The following is a 16,335-nucleotide window of genomic DNA, read 5'->3' on the forward strand; positions in this document are numbered from 1 at the left end:
TCTTCAGAGGAAAGTCGGACGTCGCGGTCTTGCGGCTTGCGTTTGTCAAATCTGCCGCATAAGCCCGGCCGACGGTTTCGGTCGAGGCGGAATTATGCGAAGAATCAAAGTGCTATGGTGTGCCGGTGTCACCGCACACAGCCAGAGGAGCTGAAGCGAATTGTCCACGCGATCAAAATCCCGAGTACACTCGCTTGGCGCCTCCCTCGGCGTTCTGGCGCTCGCAGGCGCGCTTGCCTTCAGCAGCACCGCACTCGCCCAGAACACGGCGATCCGGCCGCCGAGCAATGGCCCGGCCTCCGTCGCCGATCTGGCCGCCGGACTGCTGGATGCCGTCGTCAACATCGCGACTTCGCAGAAGGTCAAGAACGACGATGATGCGCCGGCGCCGCAGGTGCCGGAGGGCTCGCCCTACCAGCGCTATTTCGATGAATTCTTCAAGGGCCAGGGTAATCAGGGCGGTAACCGCCAGCGCACGGTCGAATCGCTCGGCTCCGGCTTCGTCATCGATCCCTCTGGCTACATCGTCACCAACAACCACGTGATCGAGGGCGCCGACGACATCGAGATCAACTTCGCCAATGGCAGCAAACTGAAGGCGAAGCTCGTCGGCAAAGACACCCAGACCGATCTCGCGCTGCTGAAGGTCGAGCCGAAGGCGCCGCTGAAGGCCGTGCCTTTCGGGGATTCGCGCAAGATGCGCATCGGCGACTGGGTGATGGCGATCGGCAACCCGTTCGGCCTTGGCGGTTCCGTTTCGGTCGGCATCATCTCGGCGCGCGGCCGCAACATCAACGCCGGCCCCTATGACAATTTCATCCAGACGGACGCTGCGATCAACCGCGGCAATTCCGGCGGGCCGCTGTTCAATATGGCCGGCGAAGTGATCGGCATCAACACGGCGATCATCTCGCCAACGGGCGGCTCGATCGGCATCGGCTTCTCCGTGCCGACCGAACTTGCCGCCAATGTGGTACTTCAGCTCAAGGACTTCGGCGAGACGCGTCGCGGCTGGCTCGGCGTGCGCGTCCAGCCGGTGAACGACGATATCGCCGAGAGCCTGAAGATGGACGCGCCGCGCGGCGCGCTCGTCTCCGGCATCATCGAAGGCGGGCCGATCACGCACGGCGAGATCAAGGCCGGCGACGTCATCGTCAAATTCGACGGCCATGATGTCGGCGAGGTGCGCGACCTGAAGCGCGTGGTCGCCGAAAGCCCCGTCGGTAAGGCGGTCGATGTCGTGGTGATCCGCGACGGCAAGGAACAGACAGTCAAGGTGACGCTCGGACGCCTCGAGGATGGCGCGCTTGCAAGTGCCGACGCGGCAACCGGCGACGAGGGGTCGAAGGCTGACAAGCCGGAGGCTGCGCCGCTTCCAGCGACCGACGTCGTGCTCGGCATGAAGCTTGCGACGCTCAACGAAGAGGCGCGCAAGAAATACGGCATTGCCGAAGACGTGGACGGCGTTGTCATCACCGAGGTCGCGCCGAATTCGGTCGCGGCAGAGCGGCGCGTAGAGGCGGGCGACGTCATCGTCGAGGTCGGTCAGGAGGCGATGGAGACGCCCGCCGACGTGGCCGACCGGGTCGAGGAGCTGAAATCCAGCGGCCGTCGCCACGCCGCCCTTCTGATCTCCAACAAGTCCGGCGAATTGCGCTTCGTCACCGTTCGGGTGGAGTAGGACGCATCGCGCCTTTCGGCAGTTGCGATTGCGGCATCGGATCGATGCCGCAGCGCCGCTTTCGGTCGAGGCCGATTGTCTGAATCTTTTCAGTGCTATCGCCTCTGGGGCTGAGAGGCTGAATCCACGTCCTCAGGTTTTGATTCAAGGCTGCGGTTCGGCCGACGGGCCGCAGCGCGCTCATGATGGGCACAGACACGGTCCCGCTGCCGCGACCTTCTCCCCGCTTGCGGGGAGAGGGTTAGGGTGAGGGGCATTCGAGAAGCGGTGAGGTGCCCTTCTTTCAGCAGTCCTCGCTCGCTTGCCTGGGGTGCGGGGACGGCTTGCGCGCCGGCTGGAAGGTCATCAGCCTGAGGGCTTCGAACAGAATTTCGATAATCGTATGCATTGCCGCACCTCCTTTCTTGCAAGCATTTCACTCCACTTGCCGGCACCCCTCAAACGAGTTTACAGTCGCCTTCGGATAACTTGAGGTTATGCATGAAGCGCGGCCGACTGCCCCTGACAGCGTTGCGGAGTTTCGAGGCGGCCGGGCGACTGGAGAGTTTCACACTGGCTGCATCGGAGCTTTTCGTCTCGCAGGCGGCCATCAGCCGGCAGGTGCGCGAGCTCGAAGAGCTGATCGGCCGGCCGCTGTTTGAGAGGCTCCACCGCGGTGTGCGGTTGACGGCCGATGGTCAGGCGCTGCTCGGCACGCTGACATCTGCCTTCGACATGGTGGGCGAAAGCCTCGACGCGCTCTCGGGGCGGCGGTTGTCGCAGACGCTGAAGGTCAGCGCCGAACCATCCTTTGCCGGCTGCTGGCTGGTGCCGCATTTGCAGGAATTTCAGGAGGCGCATCCGGAGATCGATCTGGTGATCGATGCGGAGTCGCGGCTCGCCGAGTTTCGAAGCGGCGAGGCCGATATCGCCATCCGCCACAGCTTGACCGCCCGCGCCTGGTCGCGGGTGGAGGCGCGGCCCCTTGCCGAGGTGGAGATGGTCCCGGTGATCACGCCTGCGCTTGCCGGCGCCGGGCCGCCGCTCGACCGACCCGAAGACCTGTTGCAGCATCCATTGTTGCATGAGGATAACCGGCAACTCTGGGAACAATGGTTTGCGGCGGCCGGCACCGCGCCGGTGAAGCTTGCACGCGGCGCGATCTTCGCCGATGGCTCGATGGTGCTGCAGGCGACGCTGCGCGGCAGCGGCGTCGGCCTCATCGACCGCGACCATGCCCGCGACGACATCGCCGCCGGCCGGCTGATCCAGCCGTTCGACGCCTCTGTGCCCTATGGCGCGTTCTTTATTGTGGCGCGGCGCTTCGAGGCGCTGTCGGAGGCGGCCAGGGCCTTTGTCGACTGGATCGAACGGAGCTACCCGGGGGCGGGGCGAAAGCGGTGAGGCGGCCCTTATCCTCAGGGCGAGCGCTTGCCCCTCATCCGCCTGCCGGCACCGTCTCTCCGCACGCGGGGAGAAGGAAAGATATGGCGAACGCCCGCCATTCTTCAGAGGTGGTTGGGTAGTGCCAGTGCGGCTGGCGTCTCTCTTCCCGCCTGCGGAGAGAGATGTCCGGCAGACAGAGAGGGCAACCCACGAAGCGGCAGCTTATTTCCCGGCCTTTGAACGATGCGCCCGCCATTCCTCGGCGCTGATCGCATAGAGCACATGCCGAACCAGGGTCGGCTGATCGGTTGGGACGCGGGGGTGGTCGAAGTCGCGACTTGGGTCGCGGTGCATGCCGATCCGTTGCATGACAGCGGTCGAGCGGGTGTTGGCGGGAACCGCGAAGGAGACGACCTCGCTCAAGCCCTTTTCCTCGAAGCCGTAGCGCAGCAGGGCGTTGGCCGCTTCGGTGAGGTAGCCCTTGCCCCAGTAGGGCGGAGCCAGTCGCCAGCCGATTTCGACGGTTCCTTTGGGCAGGTGCGGCTCCAAATCCGTGAGCGCGAGGCCGCAGAAGCCGATTGGCTTGTCGTCGGCCTTGAGCGCCACGGCGAAGAAGCCGAAGCCGGTTTCGGCGATGCCCTTGCCGACGCGGTCGAACAGCGCGTCTGATTCCGCGCGGCTGCGGCGGAAGGGAAAGAATTCCATCACCTTGGGATCGCTGTTGATCGCGAAGAAGAGATCGCGATCGCTTTCCTTCCAGGCGCGGATGCGCAGCCGCTCAGTCTCGGCAATGATCATCCGGCGAAATCCGTCTTGCGATAGCCCTGCAGATAGAGAAGGGCGGTGAGGTCGCCGTGGTCGATGCGGACCTTCGCCTGCTCGGCGACCACGGGCTTGGCATGCAGCGCCACGCCGGTGCCGGCAAGCTGGATCATGCCGAGATCGTTGGCGCCGTCGCCGACGGCAAGGGCATCGTCCGTCGAGATGCCGAGGCGGTCGGCGATCTCGATCAGCGAATCGACCTTGGCCTGCTTGCCGAGGATGGGATTGGCGACTTCGCCAGTGAGGATGCCGTCTTCGGCGATCAGCGTATTGGCGCGGTTCTCGTCAAAGCCGAGCATCTCGGCGATCGGGCCGGTAAAGACGGTGAAACCGCCGGAGACGAGCGCGGTATGGTGGCCCTTGCTCTTCATCGTTGCGATCAGTTGTTTTCCGCCCGGCGTCAGCGTGATGCGCTTGGCGATGACCTCGTCGACGACGCCAAGTGGCAGGCCCTTCAGAAGTCCTACGCGTTCGATCAGCGCCGGCTCGAAGGCGATCTCGCCGTTCATGGCGCGGGCGGTGATCGCCGCCACCTTGTCTTTCAGGCCGACTTCGGCGGCGAGTTCGTCGATGCATTCCTGGCCGATCATGGTCGAGTCCATGTCGGCGATGAGCAGTTTCTTGCGGCGGCTCTCGGCGTCTTGCACGGCGACATCGACCGGTGCATCGCCGATCACGCCGCGCAGCAGGGTTTCGGCGGCATCCGGATCGGTGCCGTCGGTCAGCGCGATATCGCAGGCGATGCCATCGGCGAGCCAATAGAGGCCGGATGCCTTGACGGCGTCAGCGGCTGCTTCCGCCAGTGCTGGCGTCAGAACAGGATTTGACGGATTGGCGATAAGCGTGGCAACGAGAGCCATGGACAACAACCTTGATACCGAGAGCGACGCGATCCTGATAACCGGGCCGACCGCCAGCGGCAAGTCCGCGCTTGCCGTCGAACTGGCGCGCCGACACGGCGGCGTGGTCGTCAATGCCGACAGCATGCAGGTCTATGACACGCTGCGGCTGTTGACGGCGCGGCCGGACGAGGCCGACATGGGCGGCATAGGGCACTGTCTTTACGGCCATGTGCCGGCGGCATCCGCCTATTCCACCGGTGCCTGGGCGCGTGAAGCGCAGGCATTGGTCGCTCAGCTCAAGGGCGAGGGACGCTTGCCGGTTTTTGTCGGCGGCACCGGGCTCTATTTCAAGGCGCTGACCGGTGGTCTCTCGGACATGCCGGAGATCCCGGCGGCGATCCGGGAAAGGCTGCGCGAGCGGCTGAAGGCGGAAGGGGCGGAGGCGCTGCATCGCGACCTCGAAGCCAGGGATCCGGAAACGGCGGTGACACTGAAGCCCGGTGACGGCCAGCGGATCGTGCGGGCGCTCGAAATGGTGGAGGCCACCGGCAAGCCGATCCGCTTCTTCCAACAGCAGACCGGACCCATGATCGTCGACCCGGACCGGGCTACAAAATATGTCGTGCTGCCGGAGCGAAAGCTCCTGCACGACCGCATCAACCGTCGCTTCCAGTTGATGCTTGCCGGCGGCGCGATCGACGAAGTGCGGGCGCTGCTTGCGCTCGAGCTGCCGTCGGAAATGCCCATCATGAAGGCGATCGGCGTCAGCCAGATCGCAGCCCTTCTGAAGGGCGAACTCGACGAGGCCGAAGTGATCGAGATGGGCGCTGCGGCAACGCGACAATATGCCAAGCGGCAGATGACCTGGTTCCGTAACCAGCTCGACGACAGCTGGCAGCGCATTTCGAGCGCCGAGGAGGTGCTTTGACGAGCGCCGTTGCTGCGGATCAGTCGGCGAGGTTCAGCTGCCAGGACACGCCGAAGCGGTCGGTGACCCAGCTGAAGCGCTGGCTGAAGCCGTAATTGTCGAGTGGCATCAGCACTGCCCCGCCTTCGGCGAGCATGCCATAAAGCGTGATGATCTCATCCTCGCTCTGGCATTCCACGAAGAACGAGAACGACGGGGTGAAATCGAAGGCGTGCCGGACCGGGCTGTCGATGCACTTGACCCGCTGCGCGCCGAGCCGGAAAAGCGCCACCTTGACGCTGCCTTCGGGACCTTGCTCATCCGGTCCATAGCGCTCGACTTCCAGCACCTCGGCATTCGGGAACAGCGAGTCGTAGAAGGCCATGGCGTCGTCGGCGACGCCATCCTGGAACATCAGAAAGGGCGTGATGCTTGTGACCATGGCGCGCTCCCGTTGTCGTCGGTGTCAACAAAACCGGCTGACTGATCCTACCCCAGGATGTCGCCACGACAACGGTCGGCCCGCGGCAAAGTTCCCTTGCAGGATAGGCGCTGATGCCTTGCTGTGAGCGGGGCGGCTTGCAGGTTCGGGCGGCGCATGCCATGTCCCGATCATGACAGACGAGCAGAAAACGTCTCCTGACAGCGCGGAAATCCGTCTGTCTCCCGATGAAGCCCTGGTGCTCTTTGAACTTCTGTCGCGTTGGAGCGAGGAGAACGCAGTTCCAACGCCGGACGCCTCCTGTTTCGAAAGCACGGCCGAATGCGCGGTGCTGCTCGCAGTGCTGGCAGACCTTCAAAAGCAGTTGGTCGCACCCTTTCGCGAAGACTACGCCGAAGCGGTGAAAGCGGCACGCCGCCGTCTGGCGCCATCGTGGGATTACCCTGACCTCAGGGGGTGATTTGCTTGCTTGTGCCTGCGCTTGATCAGCTCGGACCAGTCACGCCAGCAGCGGCCACAGCACCAGTCCGATCCCGATGATGCTGGTCGCAAACAGGGCCGAGCGCAGCACGGGAATGCCGATCGCATAGGCGAGCCAAAAGGCGAGCCGTGCCGAAAGCCAGACGATCGCGCCGAGTTCCGTCGTCGTGTTGTTTGCGCCGGTGACTTCGACCGCAAGCAGCGCGGACGCGGCGAAGGGAAAAGTCTCGAGGAAGTTTGCCTGCGCGCGTTTCAGCCGTCCGACGAGGGGCGTTGGCGGCGGCCCGGCCGCTTCGCGCGAAGAGAGCGACCAGGCCAGTCCGTTCTGGCGCGTCTGGAGTTGCGCCGCGACAAAAACCTGGATGATGCCGAAGATGCAGCCGAGCGCCAGCACGGTCATCTCCATGCTCATGGCCGCGCTCCGAAAGCCGTCTCGAACTTTACTGTCGCGTGTGCCTGCGCCATGTCAGCCATCGTGCTTTCCTCCCGCATTGTTTGCTGAAAGCACGCTAACTCTCTGGTACGATATCGTAAATACGGACAAAAAGGATAGTACGGGGGGGCCGACATGACGGAACAAGCCGTGGCATCGGACCGAGGTGTCGGGCCGAAAGTGTCCAGCCTGACCGGTCTCGACATGAGCCATATCCGGCTCTGCCCCGCCATCGCCTTCAACCAGATCGTCGGCGGGCGCTACAAGCTGCACATCCTCTGCGTGCTCGAAGGCGGGACGCACCGCTATGGCGAAATCGGACGGTCGCTGCTTCGTGGCGGACTCGGTAAGCCGATCACCCCGCGTATTCTCAGCCGCGAACTGCGGGAACTGGAGGAGCGGGGCCTGATCAGCCGCCGGGACTATCCCGTGGTGCCGCGCAAGGTGGAATACAGTCTGACCGCCCAGGGGCAGGCGCTGCTGCCGATCCTTGCCGAAATCGTCCGCTGGGGCGCAACGGGCGCGCACGAGCAAATCCTCGGGATATGACTTCCTCCTGCTCGGCCCTTCAAAACGTCGAGAAGGCTGTCGCGCTCACGCTTTCACGGCCGAGAAGAAGAGGAAGCGCGGTTTGGTCGTCAGGCTCCTGTAGGCGTCCGGAAAGAGCGTGCTGGCACGCGGATCGGGCTCCGGTTCGCTCACCGTCTCGGTGGCAAATCCGGCTGATTTGAGCGCATCGAACATGGCGTGCAGCGGGCGGTGCCAGAAGCGCATGTGGATGGTCCTGCCGCCCCGTTCCCAGGTATCGTCGAAGCGATAGGTCTCGAAATAGTTGTCGTGACCGGAAAGGGAATGATCCATGAACGGATGGTGCGTGGAAAACACCAGACGGCCGCCCTTTCGTAGCACCCGGTTGAACTCGGAAAGCGGGAGCGACCAATCCTCCAGATAATGCATGACGAGGGATGCCACGATGAGGTCGAAGGCACCGTCGTCGAACGGCAAGGGTTCGCTCAGATCGGCCATCAGCAATTGCGCACGCCCGTCGAGGCGTCGACGGGCGATGTCCAGAAGACCGGCGCTGCGATCGATGCCCGTCACCGCGGCGCCGCGCTCGATGAGCGCTGCCGCGTGCGCTCCGCCGCCGCAACCGGCGTCGAGCACCCGAAGCCCGGCGACGTCGCCGGCGAGTGCCAAAGTCGCCGGCCGCTCGTAATAGGCGTTCCAGGCGTTGTTCTCGTTGTCGGCATCATAGGCTGCCGCAAAGGCATCGTAGTCGTTCTCTGGCAAGGTCTTTTCTCCGCTGCCACCGAAAGGCGTGCGCGATCAGATGTCGAAGCGCTTGAAACTTCTATTCTATCGGTCTGCGACGCCATCGGGCAATCGCGTTAATGTGGAGCGCCCCCTGGAGGACCTTCGGTCGCAAGGACGCGTGCGACCACCCAGCGAGCCGCTATTCCCCTCCAGAGTTGTTCACGCACTGCCGCCCGCAGCGAATGTCTGGACAAAACGCTTTTACATCTCTGGTTGTCATCGGGCAAATGGGGCGCCCGCAGTTTCACGCGTTCGCTGCCTAGGTCTTGCGGATGATGCTGCCGAGGGGCCGCTTCAACAGGCTTTCGCGCAGCGAGCCCTGGCGCGGCCGCTCGCCGGACGCCGGGTCAGCCGTTTGCGAACGGCGTTGGGCCTGATCGGCCGGGGATGGCTCGTTCAAGAGCTGCTGGCGGATCTGATTGAAGCGCTCCAGCTCCGGATTGACGGGGGCAGGCGCGCGCGGAAGCATGTCCGGACGATAGGGCTCGATCTCGACCTGCGGCTCGCTGAGGCCCGGTTGCGGCTCGGCTTCTGCCGTGGCGCCCAGTTCGGTCTCCCAGCGCTGCTCTTCGCTCACGGTCTGCGCCGCCATGTAGCTCTGCTGGAAGTTCGAAATATCCGGCCCGTTGATGGCGCGCATGCGGCTGACGATCGCGCGCAGGTCAACGGTCGGCGGATGGTCCTCGTCGATCCGGTCGATGATCCCGTGGGCGCGCGGCAGGCGCTCCTCGGCGATGCGAGAAAAGCGCATGCGCATCGGCACGGCCACCGCCTCGCCGAATGCGATTGCCTCGCCATTGCCGATCGAGGAAATGAAGCTCGTCGTCGATGTCGACGAGTTCGGAATGGCCGAGCGGATGATGTCCTGGTCGCGGTCGTTGGCAAGCCGCATGGCAAAGACCGTCGAGCACTGCGACAGGATCGTCGGATCGAGTTCGCCGGGGCGCTGGGTGATGATGCCGAGCGATACGCCGTATTTGCGGCCTTCCTTGGCGATGCGGGCGATCGCCTGCCGCGTCGGCAGGAAGCCGAGCGACGGATCGGCCGGCACGTAGCGGTGCGCCTCTTCGCAGACGACCAGCATATGGATGCCGCCATTGCTCCAGAGCCCGATTTCAAACGCCATGCGGCAAAGCACCGAGGCGACGGAATTAACGACTTCCGAGGGGATGCCGGCCAGCTGGAAGGTGGCGATCGGCCGGCCGTCGCCTGGAATGCGGAAAACCCGGGCGATCGTATCCTGGATCGTGTCGGTGATCGTGTTCGACGAGAACATGAAATGATAGCGCGGATCGTTGATCGCCGAGACGATCTTGACCTTGAGCGAGCGCAGATGCGGCTTGTCGTTGCGCCCTTCGAGCCGGCCGATGCGCTCGTCGATCAGCGCCAAGAGGTCGGCGATGCGGTAAGGCACCGGCGTGTCGGCGGTGATCGAGCTCTTTTCCGTCTGGCGCCGCACGATGCCGGCGTCGCCGCCGCCGCGGAAGGCCTTCTTCGCCTCGGGGATGATGTCGCGCAGCATGTCGAGCTCGTCCGGCGGCGCCGGGCGGCCGCGGAAGATCACCTCTGCGAACTCCTCCAGTCGGAAGAACCAGAAGGGCAGGTCGAGCGTATCGGTGTCGATGACGACGGCAAGGTCGGGGAAGGCGGCGGCGAACTCGTTGTGCGGGTCGAGGATCAGCACGCGCAGCTTCGGATCGGCAATGATCGCCTTGTTGAGCAGCAGCGTGACCGCGGTCGACTTGCCGACGCCGGTCGTGCCGACGATGGCGAAATGCTTGGCGAGCATCGAGGGCACGTGAATGGTTGCGTCGAGGCTCTCGTCCTGGGTCAGCTTGCCGATGATGCAGCTGTCGTTGCGGCCGGAATCGTAGATGCGCGCAAGGTCGGCGGCGCGGATGCGGTGGGCGATGGCACCGAGATAGGGATATTGGCTGATACCGGCGGAAAACTCTTCACGACCGTCGGGCCCCCTATGGACCTCGCCCATCAGTTCGACTTCGATGCGGAAGGTGTTGTTGGTCTCTTCGCCCCATTCGCTGGAGGTGGTCTGCATCGAATAGACCAGCGCCACCACGCGGTTCCTGCCGACGGAAATGGAAATCAGCCGGCCGACGGACCAGAGTTCGGTCAGCGACGTCTCGCCGCTCTCTGCGATCGCAGCGATCGTCGCGCGCGCGCCGTTGCAGGCAACCACCCGTCCGAGGAACCGGTTGCCGGGCTTCAGGCCGTCACGGCGATCCTGCTCTCCGGCACGGATCGAGGAATGAAGTTCATTGTTCAGCAACGCGAGAAACCCCGGCAATACGGCGCTTCATGTTAGCCAAGGGGATTTAACAAGTGGTTTCGAGATGTTGCACGCTCGAGCACGCGGGGCACGGGCAGCGGCATGGCGACTTGCGCACTCCGATTTAGTTCCCTGTCAGAGCGATAGCCGGCCGGCCATCCTCCTCGCCGAGCTACCGTACTGCCAGCGCATCATGAAGTACGAGACGGTCAGGAGGAGGGCCATACCGCCTGCGATCACGAGACAGAGAACCATGTCCAGAGACATCAGCAGGGAGACGAACTGCTGCCGGTTGACGTAGTAGGCGATCTCATAGCCTGGGTCGCCAAATACAAACGCCATGACGTAGACCCAAGCAGCAATTGCAACACCCGGCAGAATGCTAATTGCCGTGGCTAAGCCCAAGGAGACGCGGGCCAGTTTCGCTTTCTCTTCTTCCGTCGGGCATCGGCGATGCCTTTGCACGAAACGGCTGGCTGTGGCGGTAGCCGATGACAATGTCTGCGCAAACCAGACGCCGTATGCAGTTCCCTTCGGTATCGGGCCAACAAGGGTCTCGTAGGCGAACATCCCGGCCACGCAGACTCCTGTCAACGCCAGGCAAACGAGGGCGAAGTAGCGGTAATATGGCGTCAGCGACACGGTCGGCGTCATGCGTGGTTCCTGGCGGGCGGTTGTGGCGCCACTTGGCATGATTAGCGCATAACTTGCAAGATTGTGCGCTCTCCCTGAGCAAACTGTCGGGAAAGCTCGCCGACGTTGGCCGGACTGTGTGACGCCTCAGCCCTCCGATGGTTTGATGCACTGAGCAAACGACCGGAACAGCGCCCGCCCTTCCGGCCAGTCACTCAACCCGCTCTTGCCGTTGATATGGGCGACGGCGCCGGCTTCGGCGAACCGGCTGCCCCATTGCGCCGCCCGCATCTGCGCGTAGCCGATGGTGCCGAAGGGGTCGTTGGAACTCGCGACGATAAGGGAGGGAAAACGGAAGCGTTCCGTCGGGACCTTGGCGAAGCTGGCAGCCTCCGCCGGGAAGGCCGCAGACGTCGGATCGGGAACCGCCACGAGAAAAGCGCCGGCGACAGGACGGGTGCGGACCGCATGCCAATGGGCGACGAGCAGACAGGCAAGGCTGTGGGCGGCGAGAAGGGGTGGCTCGCTTGCTGAGGCAATGGCGCTGTCGAGCGCCTGGATCCAGTCGGCAAGCTGCGGACGATCCCAATCGCCCGGTTGGAAACGGCGCAAGTGAGGGTCTGCATTCTCCCATCGGGTTTGCCAGTGCGCCTCGCCGGAACCGCCGATGCCGGGCAGGATGATGATATCGTTCATGTCGTCCTCTCATCTTCAACATGGGGGAGACTGCCAGCTTCCCTTGACCATCTGAGTGCGCAATCATCGGAAAGTGCGGCCGTTTGCCGATGGATTAAAGGTGAAACATGGCGGTTGACCGTTCTGCCCTCGACCCGACCGATATCGCGATCATCGAGGTATTGCAGGAAGACGGACGCATCGCGATCTCGGAGCTCGGGCGGCGTATCGGTCTGTCGCAGCCGGCGACCTCGGAGCGGGTCAAGCGGCTGGAGGAGCGCGGCATCATTTCCGGTTATGGCGCACGCATCGATGCGGCACGCCTCGGGCTTGGCATGATGGCGGTGATCCGCCTGAAGACGACGCACGAACATATCCGTGCCTGCCTCAAGCAGTTTTCCGAGATGCCGCAGGTGATCGAGGTGCTGCGGCTGACCGGCGAGGACTGTTTCCTTCTCAAGGTGCTGGTGCCGACGCCGGGCGAGCTTGAAACGATCGTCGACACGATCGCGCGCTATGGCGCCGTGACGACGTCGCTTGTCTTGAGCGGCGAGCCGGAAAAGCCGATCGGGCGGGCGCTGATCCAGCGGGTCTGAGACTGGGCGCCGGGCACGCTTCGACTTGATGAAAGTCAATGCAGAACGCGAGAGGACGCGGGATAATTCAACCATAGGCCAGGCACGTCCGTTCGGGTGACCGTCAGGGGCGTTGCCGGCCACGGACGCTCGAAGGGCGAGCGGGAAGCGGGCGAGGGGAAGCCATGAGCGATGCAATTGCCTATTTTCGTCGGACACCCATACTCTGGCTGATCGTCTTCGTGCCGATCGCGATCGCCGGCGAGCACATCTGGCCGGACGCCCATACGCTGCTCTTCCTGCTGTCGGTGGCGGCGATCGTGCCGCTGGCGGCGCTCCTGAGCCAGGCGACGGAGGCGGTTGCGGCCCGCACCGGCGACACGGTCGGCGCGCTCTTGAATGCAACGCTCGGCAACCTGACCGAGCTCGTCATCGCCCTGATGGCGCTTGCTGCCGGCCAGTATCTGCTGGTCAAGGCCTCGATCGCCGGCGCGATCGTCACCAACACGCTGTTCATGCTGGGTGGTTCGTTTCTGCTCGGCGGGCTCAAGTTTCACCTGCAGGAGTTCAACCGGGTGAATGCGCGCTTTCTGGCGAGCCTCCTGTTCATGGCGACGATCGCCGTACTCGTGCCTTCGCTGATCGGTGCTGCCGACGGCCAGCCGCAGACGGCTTTCACCCAACAGCTGAGCGCCGGCCTCTCCGTCCTTCTCATCATCACCTATGGGCTCTGGATGCTGTTTTCGCTGAAGACCCATCGCGAGCTGTTCGTCTCGGCCACCTCTGAGCATGGCGGTGATGAACCGCACTGGCCGCTGGCGACGGGCATCATCGTGCTGCTGGTGGTGACCGTTCTTGTGGCGCTCGTCAGCGAAGTTTTCGTCGGCTCGGTGCAGGTTGCGGCCGAAGAGCTTGGCATGACGCCGGCCTTCGTCGGCTTCGTCGTCGTCGCGCTCGTCGGTGCTGCGGCCGAGATGGCGACGGCTTTTTCCGCTGCGCGCAAGGATCGGCTGGACCTGAGCGTCGGCATAGCGCTCGGCAGCGCCGTGCAGATTGCGCTCTTCGTCGCGCCGCTGCTGGTGCTTCTGAGCTACGTGCTCGGGCCGCAGCCGATGGACCTGCAGTTCTGGCCGGGGGCGATCGTGATGATGCTGGTCGCGACCATGGCCGCGACGCTGCTTTCCAACGGCGGGCGGTCTGCCTGGTACATGGGCGTGCTGGCGCTCACCGTCTACGTGATCTTCGCCATGACGCTGTTCCTGCTGCCGCCGCAGGTGTAGCCCTGCGGTCGGCTGAAATCAGCGCCCGCCGGCCGCAATCAGGCTGCGGGCGCAGTCGAGGATGGTGGCGTTCACGGACCTCGGCGCAAAGCCAAGCAGGCGCCGGGCTTTGTCGGATGACAGTGCAAATTTGCGACCGAGCAGCGGGGCCAGCGGCTTCAAATCGGCGCTGAGCGGGGCCAGCAGCCGCACGAGCGCGGTCGGCAGCCGTCGCGTCGGCACCTTGCGGCCATCGACGCCGAGGCCCAGGCGTAGCGTGGCGGCGATCTCCTCCATCCATTGGAAGTCGCCGGCGGCGAGAAAGCGTTCGCCTGCGGCCTCAGGCGCGGTCATGGCGGTGACGTGCAGGTCGGCGAGATCGCGTACGTCCACCACCCAGAAACCGAGGCGCGGCAGGAACCGCGGCCGGCCGCCAGCGAGGTCCCCGATGATCTTCACCGAGCCGAGATTTTCGCTCGAAAGCACCGGACCGAAGACGGCGCCGGGCAGCACCGTGGCGAACTCCGTCGCCTTGCCCTCCATGAACTTCCAGGCGGCACGCTCGGCGAGGATCTTGGAGACCCGGTAATTGTCAAATTGTGGGTCGTCGGGGTCGGCCCAGCGCGTCTCGTCGCTGGCAAGGCCTGAGTCCAGCGGCGGCCGGGTCGTGGCGGCTGCCGAAGTCATCACCACACGCCGGACGCCCGCATCGACGGCGGCGGAAAGCACCCGCAGCGTGCCTTCGCGGGCCGGCGTAACATAGGCGTCGCGGCCGCCGCCGGGAATGCCGCCGAGCGGCGACGCGACGTGCAGGACATAGGTGCAGCCCTCCATCGCCTCGGCCCAGCCGTCATCTCCGGTCAGATCGGCCCTGGCGAAGGACAGTCGGTCTGTCGCGTCGCTGACGGCGGCGATCGAGCGCCTGACGGCGTCGGCCTTTGCGAGATCGCGCAAGGTGGCGCGAACGTGGTATCCGCCTTCGAGCAGAGATACGATGCACCAGCGGGCGACGAAGCCGGTGCCGCCGGTGACAAGAACACATTCATTCATCGGTTTTCATCTTCTTTCGTTGCGTCAGTCGCAGGTCCTGCCCATGGCCGCGAAGGGTTTGCGCCGGCTGATCCGGTAGACGGAGGCGGGCGGGAAGTTTCTGATGGTGCCGCCGATGCGCCGGGCGCGAAGGCCGAGCCGGTCGAGCAGCGGCCGCGGGATGGGGCAGCGCGGACCGTAGGTGAACTGGTAGAGATGGCCACCCGGCCGCATGTGCAGGAAAATACCGGAAAGGATTGCCATAACCTTGCGGGTGGGCATGGAGAGCAGCGGCAGGCCGCTGACCGCAGCGCCGATGCCTGCGGGAATTTCGGAATGACCATCGGCAAGCCGCGCCGCGTCGATCGAAAGAATGGTGGAGGCCGGGAAACGCGCCTTCAGGACGGCTGCAAAGTCAGGGCCGGATTCGACCAGCACAAGGTCTTCCTCGCGCACGCCCCGCTCGATCAACGCGCGCGTGAAGACACCGGTGCCGGGACCGAGTTCGAGCACCGGGCCATAGCGAGGGTCGATCTCGCGCGTGATCAACCGGGCAAGCGACCGGGAGGACGGCGTGACCGAGGCGACGCGCAGTGGATCTGCGAGCCAGGAGCGGAAGAAATGCAGGCTATCGCCATAGGCGCAAATGCTGGTCACGTGAGGCTCCGTGGATGGAATGAAGGCTGTCTTGCAAGGCGCGTTGCAGCGGCAAGTCTACGTCTGTATACTTCCGATTCATGATCATGTCTACAGATGTATACTAAGGAGGGGCCATGCCTGCCAAAAAGGGGGCTGCTGAAAAAGGGGGCGCAGAAAAGCGGCCTGCCGAAAAGGACGGGCGCCGCCGCGACGCGAACGCCACGCGCGCCGCAATTCTTGAGTCCGCACGCTCCGCCTTCATCGCCTCGGGATATGAAGGCGCCGGTGTGCGCGAGATCGCTGAAGGGGCCGGGGTTACGGCGATGCTGATCAACCGCTATTTCGGTTCAAAGGAGGGGCTCTTTGCCGAAGTGCTTTCGACCGCCAACCAACGGCCGATCATCGCCACGCCGGAGACGCTCAGCGCACCGGACCGGGCAGCGCGCATCGCAAGCGCGCTTTTGAAGGTGACGGAGCCGGAGGCAACCGCGCTCGACGGCTTCCTCATCATGCTCCGCTCGATCTCCAACGAGCGTGCGGTCGATATCGCGCGACAGGTGGTCGAAAGCCACCACCAGAAGAACGTCACTGAGGCGCTTTCAGGCCCGGATGCAGGTCAGCGCGCGGCGCTGCTGATGTCGCTCGTCGCCGGCGTGCAGATCATGCGCCAGGTGGTGGGGCTGGAAGCGCTGAATAAGGGGCATGACGCCGAGCTCGAGCGCCTGCTCGGTGATCTCGTCGCCAGGCTTGTCGATGAATAGGGGGTGCCTCCGTGCGCTCCGGCAGGGATCGCAGGCCTCTCACGGAGGCAGGCTTGGAGCGCGAGGGTCTATTTCGGGGCGTTCATATCGAACACGACCCAGCGGAAGAACAGGTAGATCGCGCCGAAACTGAGGAGGAGAGGTGTGAGCACGGAAAGGTCAAGCATCTCATTGCCTTTGTTTTTAAGCTG

18 protein-coding genes are annotated in these 16,335 nt (G+C 64.3%); 8 read left to right on the forward strand and 10 right to left on the reverse strand.

Annotated elements, in window-relative coordinates; translation table 11 throughout:
- Window positions 1-160: 160 nt before the first annotated feature.
- Window positions 161-1,681: a DegQ family serine endoprotease gene (locus ASD01_RS01180; RefSeq protein WP_051659253.1), complete on the forward strand. Its 1,521-nt coding sequence runs from the start codon at window positions 161-163 to the stop codon at window positions 1,679-1,681.
- Window positions 1,682-2,161: 480 nt separating this feature from the next.
- On the forward strand, window positions 2,162-3,064 hold the full coding sequence (locus ASD01_RS01185; protein WP_034792628.1) for a LysR substrate-binding domain-containing protein: 903 nt from the start codon (window positions 2,162-2,164) through the stop codon (window positions 3,062-3,064).
- A 204-nt stretch (window positions 3,065-3,268) separates the two neighbouring features.
- Here ASD01_RS01185 and ASD01_RS01190 read toward each other — a convergent pair whose 3' ends face one another.
- The gene (locus tag ASD01_RS01190; RefSeq protein ID WP_034792629.1) at window positions 3,269-3,844 is read right to left on the reverse strand and encodes a GNAT family N-acetyltransferase; all 576 of its coding nucleotides are present in this window, start codon (window positions 3,842-3,844) and stop codon (window positions 3,269-3,271) included.
- Complete coding sequence (gene serB, locus ASD01_RS01195) at window positions 3,841-4,728, reverse strand: phosphoserine phosphatase SerB (protein WP_034792631.1); 888 nt, start codon at window positions 4,726-4,728, stop codon at window positions 3,841-3,843. Before serB ends, ASD01_RS01190 begins: the two co-directional genes overlap by 4 nt.
- Between serB and miaA the strand changes: the two genes are divergently transcribed.
- Window positions 4,727-5,638: a tRNA (adenosine(37)-N6)-dimethylallyltransferase MiaA gene (miaA, locus tag ASD01_RS01200; protein ID WP_034792634.1), complete on the forward strand. Its 912-nt coding sequence runs from the start codon at window positions 4,727-4,729 to the stop codon at window positions 5,636-5,638. The two genes, serB and miaA, sit on opposite strands and share 2 nt — an antisense overlap.
- Window positions 5,639-5,657: 19 nt before the next feature.
- Here miaA and ASD01_RS01205 read toward each other — a convergent pair whose 3' ends face one another.
- On the reverse strand, window positions 5,658-6,059 hold the full coding sequence (locus ASD01_RS01205; RefSeq protein WP_034792637.1) for a VOC family protein: 402 nt from the start codon (window positions 6,057-6,059) through the stop codon (window positions 5,658-5,660).
- Between the two features lie 172 nt (window positions 6,060-6,231).
- Here ASD01_RS01205 and ASD01_RS01210 point away from each other — a divergent pair, with 172 nt between their 5' ends.
- Window positions 6,232-6,519 (forward strand): hypothetical protein, encoded by a 288-nt coding sequence (locus tag ASD01_RS01210; RefSeq protein WP_034792640.1) that lies wholly within the window; start codon window positions 6,232-6,234, stop codon window positions 6,517-6,519.
- A 39-nt stretch (window positions 6,520-6,558) separates the two neighbouring features.
- On the opposite strand, the gene ASD01_RS01215 is transcribed toward ASD01_RS01210, so the two are convergent.
- Window positions 6,559-6,951, reverse strand: a complete 393-nt coding sequence (locus tag ASD01_RS01215) for an MAPEG family protein (RefSeq protein WP_034792642.1) — start codon at window positions 6,949-6,951, stop codon at window positions 6,559-6,561.
- A 156-nt stretch (window positions 6,952-7,107) separates the two neighbouring features.
- Between ASD01_RS01215 and ASD01_RS01220 the strand changes: the two genes are divergently transcribed.
- A complete protein-coding gene (locus ASD01_RS01220) occupies window positions 7,108-7,521 on the forward strand; it encodes a winged helix-turn-helix transcriptional regulator (RefSeq protein WP_234798701.1) in 414 nt (137 codons plus the stop codon).
- Between the two features lie 45 nt (window positions 7,522-7,566).
- On the opposite strand, the gene ASD01_RS01225 is transcribed toward ASD01_RS01220, so the two are convergent.
- The 4 genes from ASD01_RS01225 to ASD01_RS01240 form a co-directional block, all read right to left on the reverse strand.
- The gene (locus ASD01_RS01225) at window positions 7,567-8,262 is read right to left on the reverse strand and encodes a class I SAM-dependent methyltransferase (protein ID WP_034792645.1); all 696 of its coding nucleotides are present in this window, start codon (window positions 8,260-8,262) and stop codon (window positions 7,567-7,569) included.
- 283 nt (window positions 8,263-8,545) lie between these two features.
- The gene (locus tag ASD01_RS01230; protein ID WP_034793613.1) at window positions 8,546-10,573 is read right to left on the reverse strand and encodes an ATP-binding protein; all 2,028 of its coding nucleotides are present in this window, start codon (window positions 10,571-10,573) and stop codon (window positions 8,546-8,548) included.
- A 135-nt stretch (window positions 10,574-10,708) separates the two neighbouring features.
- Entirely contained in the window at window positions 10,709-11,227 is a 519-nt protein-coding gene (locus ASD01_RS01235) for an ABZJ_00895 family protein (RefSeq protein ID WP_034792648.1), read from the reverse strand.
- Window positions 11,228-11,353: 126 nt separating this feature from the next.
- Entirely contained in the window at window positions 11,354-11,902 is a 549-nt protein-coding gene (locus ASD01_RS01240) for an RBBP9/YdeN family alpha/beta hydrolase (protein ID WP_034792653.1), read from the reverse strand.
- A gap of 107 nt (window positions 11,903-12,009) precedes the next feature.
- Here ASD01_RS01240 and ASD01_RS01245 point away from each other — a divergent pair, with 107 nt between their 5' ends.
- Together ASD01_RS01245 and cax are read left to right on the forward strand one after the other, a co-directional pair.
- Complete coding sequence (locus ASD01_RS01245) at window positions 12,010-12,477, forward strand: Lrp/AsnC family transcriptional regulator (RefSeq protein ID WP_034792656.1); 468 nt, start codon at window positions 12,010-12,012, stop codon at window positions 12,475-12,477.
- A 164-nt stretch (window positions 12,478-12,641) separates the two neighbouring features.
- Window positions 12,642-13,736, forward strand: a complete 1,095-nt coding sequence (cax, locus tag ASD01_RS01250; RefSeq protein ID WP_034792668.1) for a calcium/proton exchanger — start codon at window positions 12,642-12,644, stop codon at window positions 13,734-13,736.
- Window positions 13,737-13,754: 18 nt separating this feature from the next.
- Here cax and ASD01_RS01255 read toward each other — a convergent pair whose 3' ends face one another.
- Both ASD01_RS01255 and ASD01_RS01260 read right to left on the reverse strand, forming a co-directional pair.
- Entirely contained in the window at window positions 13,755-14,765 is a 1,011-nt protein-coding gene (locus ASD01_RS01255) for an NAD-dependent epimerase/dehydratase family protein (RefSeq protein ID WP_034792671.1), read from the reverse strand.
- Between the two features lie 24 nt (window positions 14,766-14,789).
- Window positions 14,790-15,401, reverse strand: coding sequence for a class I SAM-dependent methyltransferase (locus tag ASD01_RS01260; protein ID WP_034792675.1), 612 nt, complete (start codon window positions 15,399-15,401; stop codon window positions 14,790-14,792).
- Between the two features lie 116 nt (window positions 15,402-15,517).
- On the opposite strand from ASD01_RS01260, the gene ASD01_RS01265 reads away from it, so the two are divergent.
- Window positions 15,518-16,144 (forward strand): TetR/AcrR family transcriptional regulator, encoded by a 627-nt coding sequence (locus ASD01_RS01265; protein ID WP_063979478.1) that lies wholly within the window; start codon window positions 15,518-15,520, stop codon window positions 16,142-16,144.
- Window positions 16,145-16,335 lie beyond the last annotated feature (191 nt).

This window comes from Ensifer sp. Root423 (assembly GCF_001426275.1).
Taxonomy (GTDB): domain Bacteria; phylum Pseudomonadota; class Alphaproteobacteria; order Rhizobiales; family Rhizobiaceae; genus Ensifer; species Ensifer adhaerens.

Excerpts from the sequence above, each read along its gene's own strand:
- ASD01_RS01265 (WP_063979478.1), top strand. The coding sequence starts at position 15,518 with ATGCCTGCCAAAAAGGGGGCTGCTGAAAAAGGGGGCGCAGAAAAGCGG.
- ASD01_RS01190 (WP_034792629.1), bottom strand. The coding sequence starts at position 3,844 with ATGATCATTGCCGAGACTGAGCGGCTGCGCATCCGCGCCTGGAAGGAA.
- cax (WP_034792668.1), top strand. The coding sequence starts at position 12,642 with ATGAGCGATGCAATTGCCTATTTTCGTCGGACACCCATACTCTGGCTG.
- ASD01_RS01185 (WP_034792628.1), top strand. The coding sequence starts at position 2,162 with ATGAAGCGCGGCCGACTGCCCCTGACAGCGTTGCGGAGTTTCGAGGCG.
- miaA (WP_034792634.1), top strand. The coding sequence starts at position 4,727 with ATGGACAACAACCTTGATACCGAGAGCGACGCGATCCTGATAACCGGG.
- ASD01_RS01255 (WP_034792671.1), bottom strand. The coding sequence starts at position 14,765 with ATGAATGAATGTGTTCTTGTCACCGGCGGCACCGGCTTCGTCGCCCGC.
- ASD01_RS01215 (WP_034792642.1), bottom strand. The coding sequence starts at position 6,951 with ATGAGCATGGAGATGACCGTGCTGGCGCTCGGCTGCATCTTCGGCATC.
- ASD01_RS01245 (WP_034792656.1), top strand. The coding sequence starts at position 12,010 with ATGGCGGTTGACCGTTCTGCCCTCGACCCGACCGATATCGCGATCATC.
- ASD01_RS01205 (WP_034792637.1), bottom strand. The coding sequence starts at position 6,059 with ATGGTCACAAGCATCACGCCCTTTCTGATGTTCCAGGATGGCGTCGCC.
- ASD01_RS01220 (WP_234798701.1), top strand. The coding sequence starts at position 7,108 with ATGACGGAACAAGCCGTGGCATCGGACCGAGGTGTCGGGCCGAAAGTG.
- serB (WP_034792631.1), bottom strand. The coding sequence starts at position 4,728 with ATGGCTCTCGTTGCCACGCTTATCGCCAATCCGTCAAATCCTGTTCTG.
- ASD01_RS01235 (WP_034792648.1), bottom strand. The coding sequence starts at position 11,227 with ATGACGCCGACCGTGTCGCTGACGCCATATTACCGCTACTTCGCCCTC.
- ASD01_RS01210 (WP_034792640.1), top strand. The coding sequence starts at position 6,232 with ATGACAGACGAGCAGAAAACGTCTCCTGACAGCGCGGAAATCCGTCTG.
- ASD01_RS01240 (WP_034792653.1), bottom strand. The coding sequence starts at position 11,902 with ATGAACGATATCATCATCCTGCCCGGCATCGGCGGTTCCGGCGAGGCG.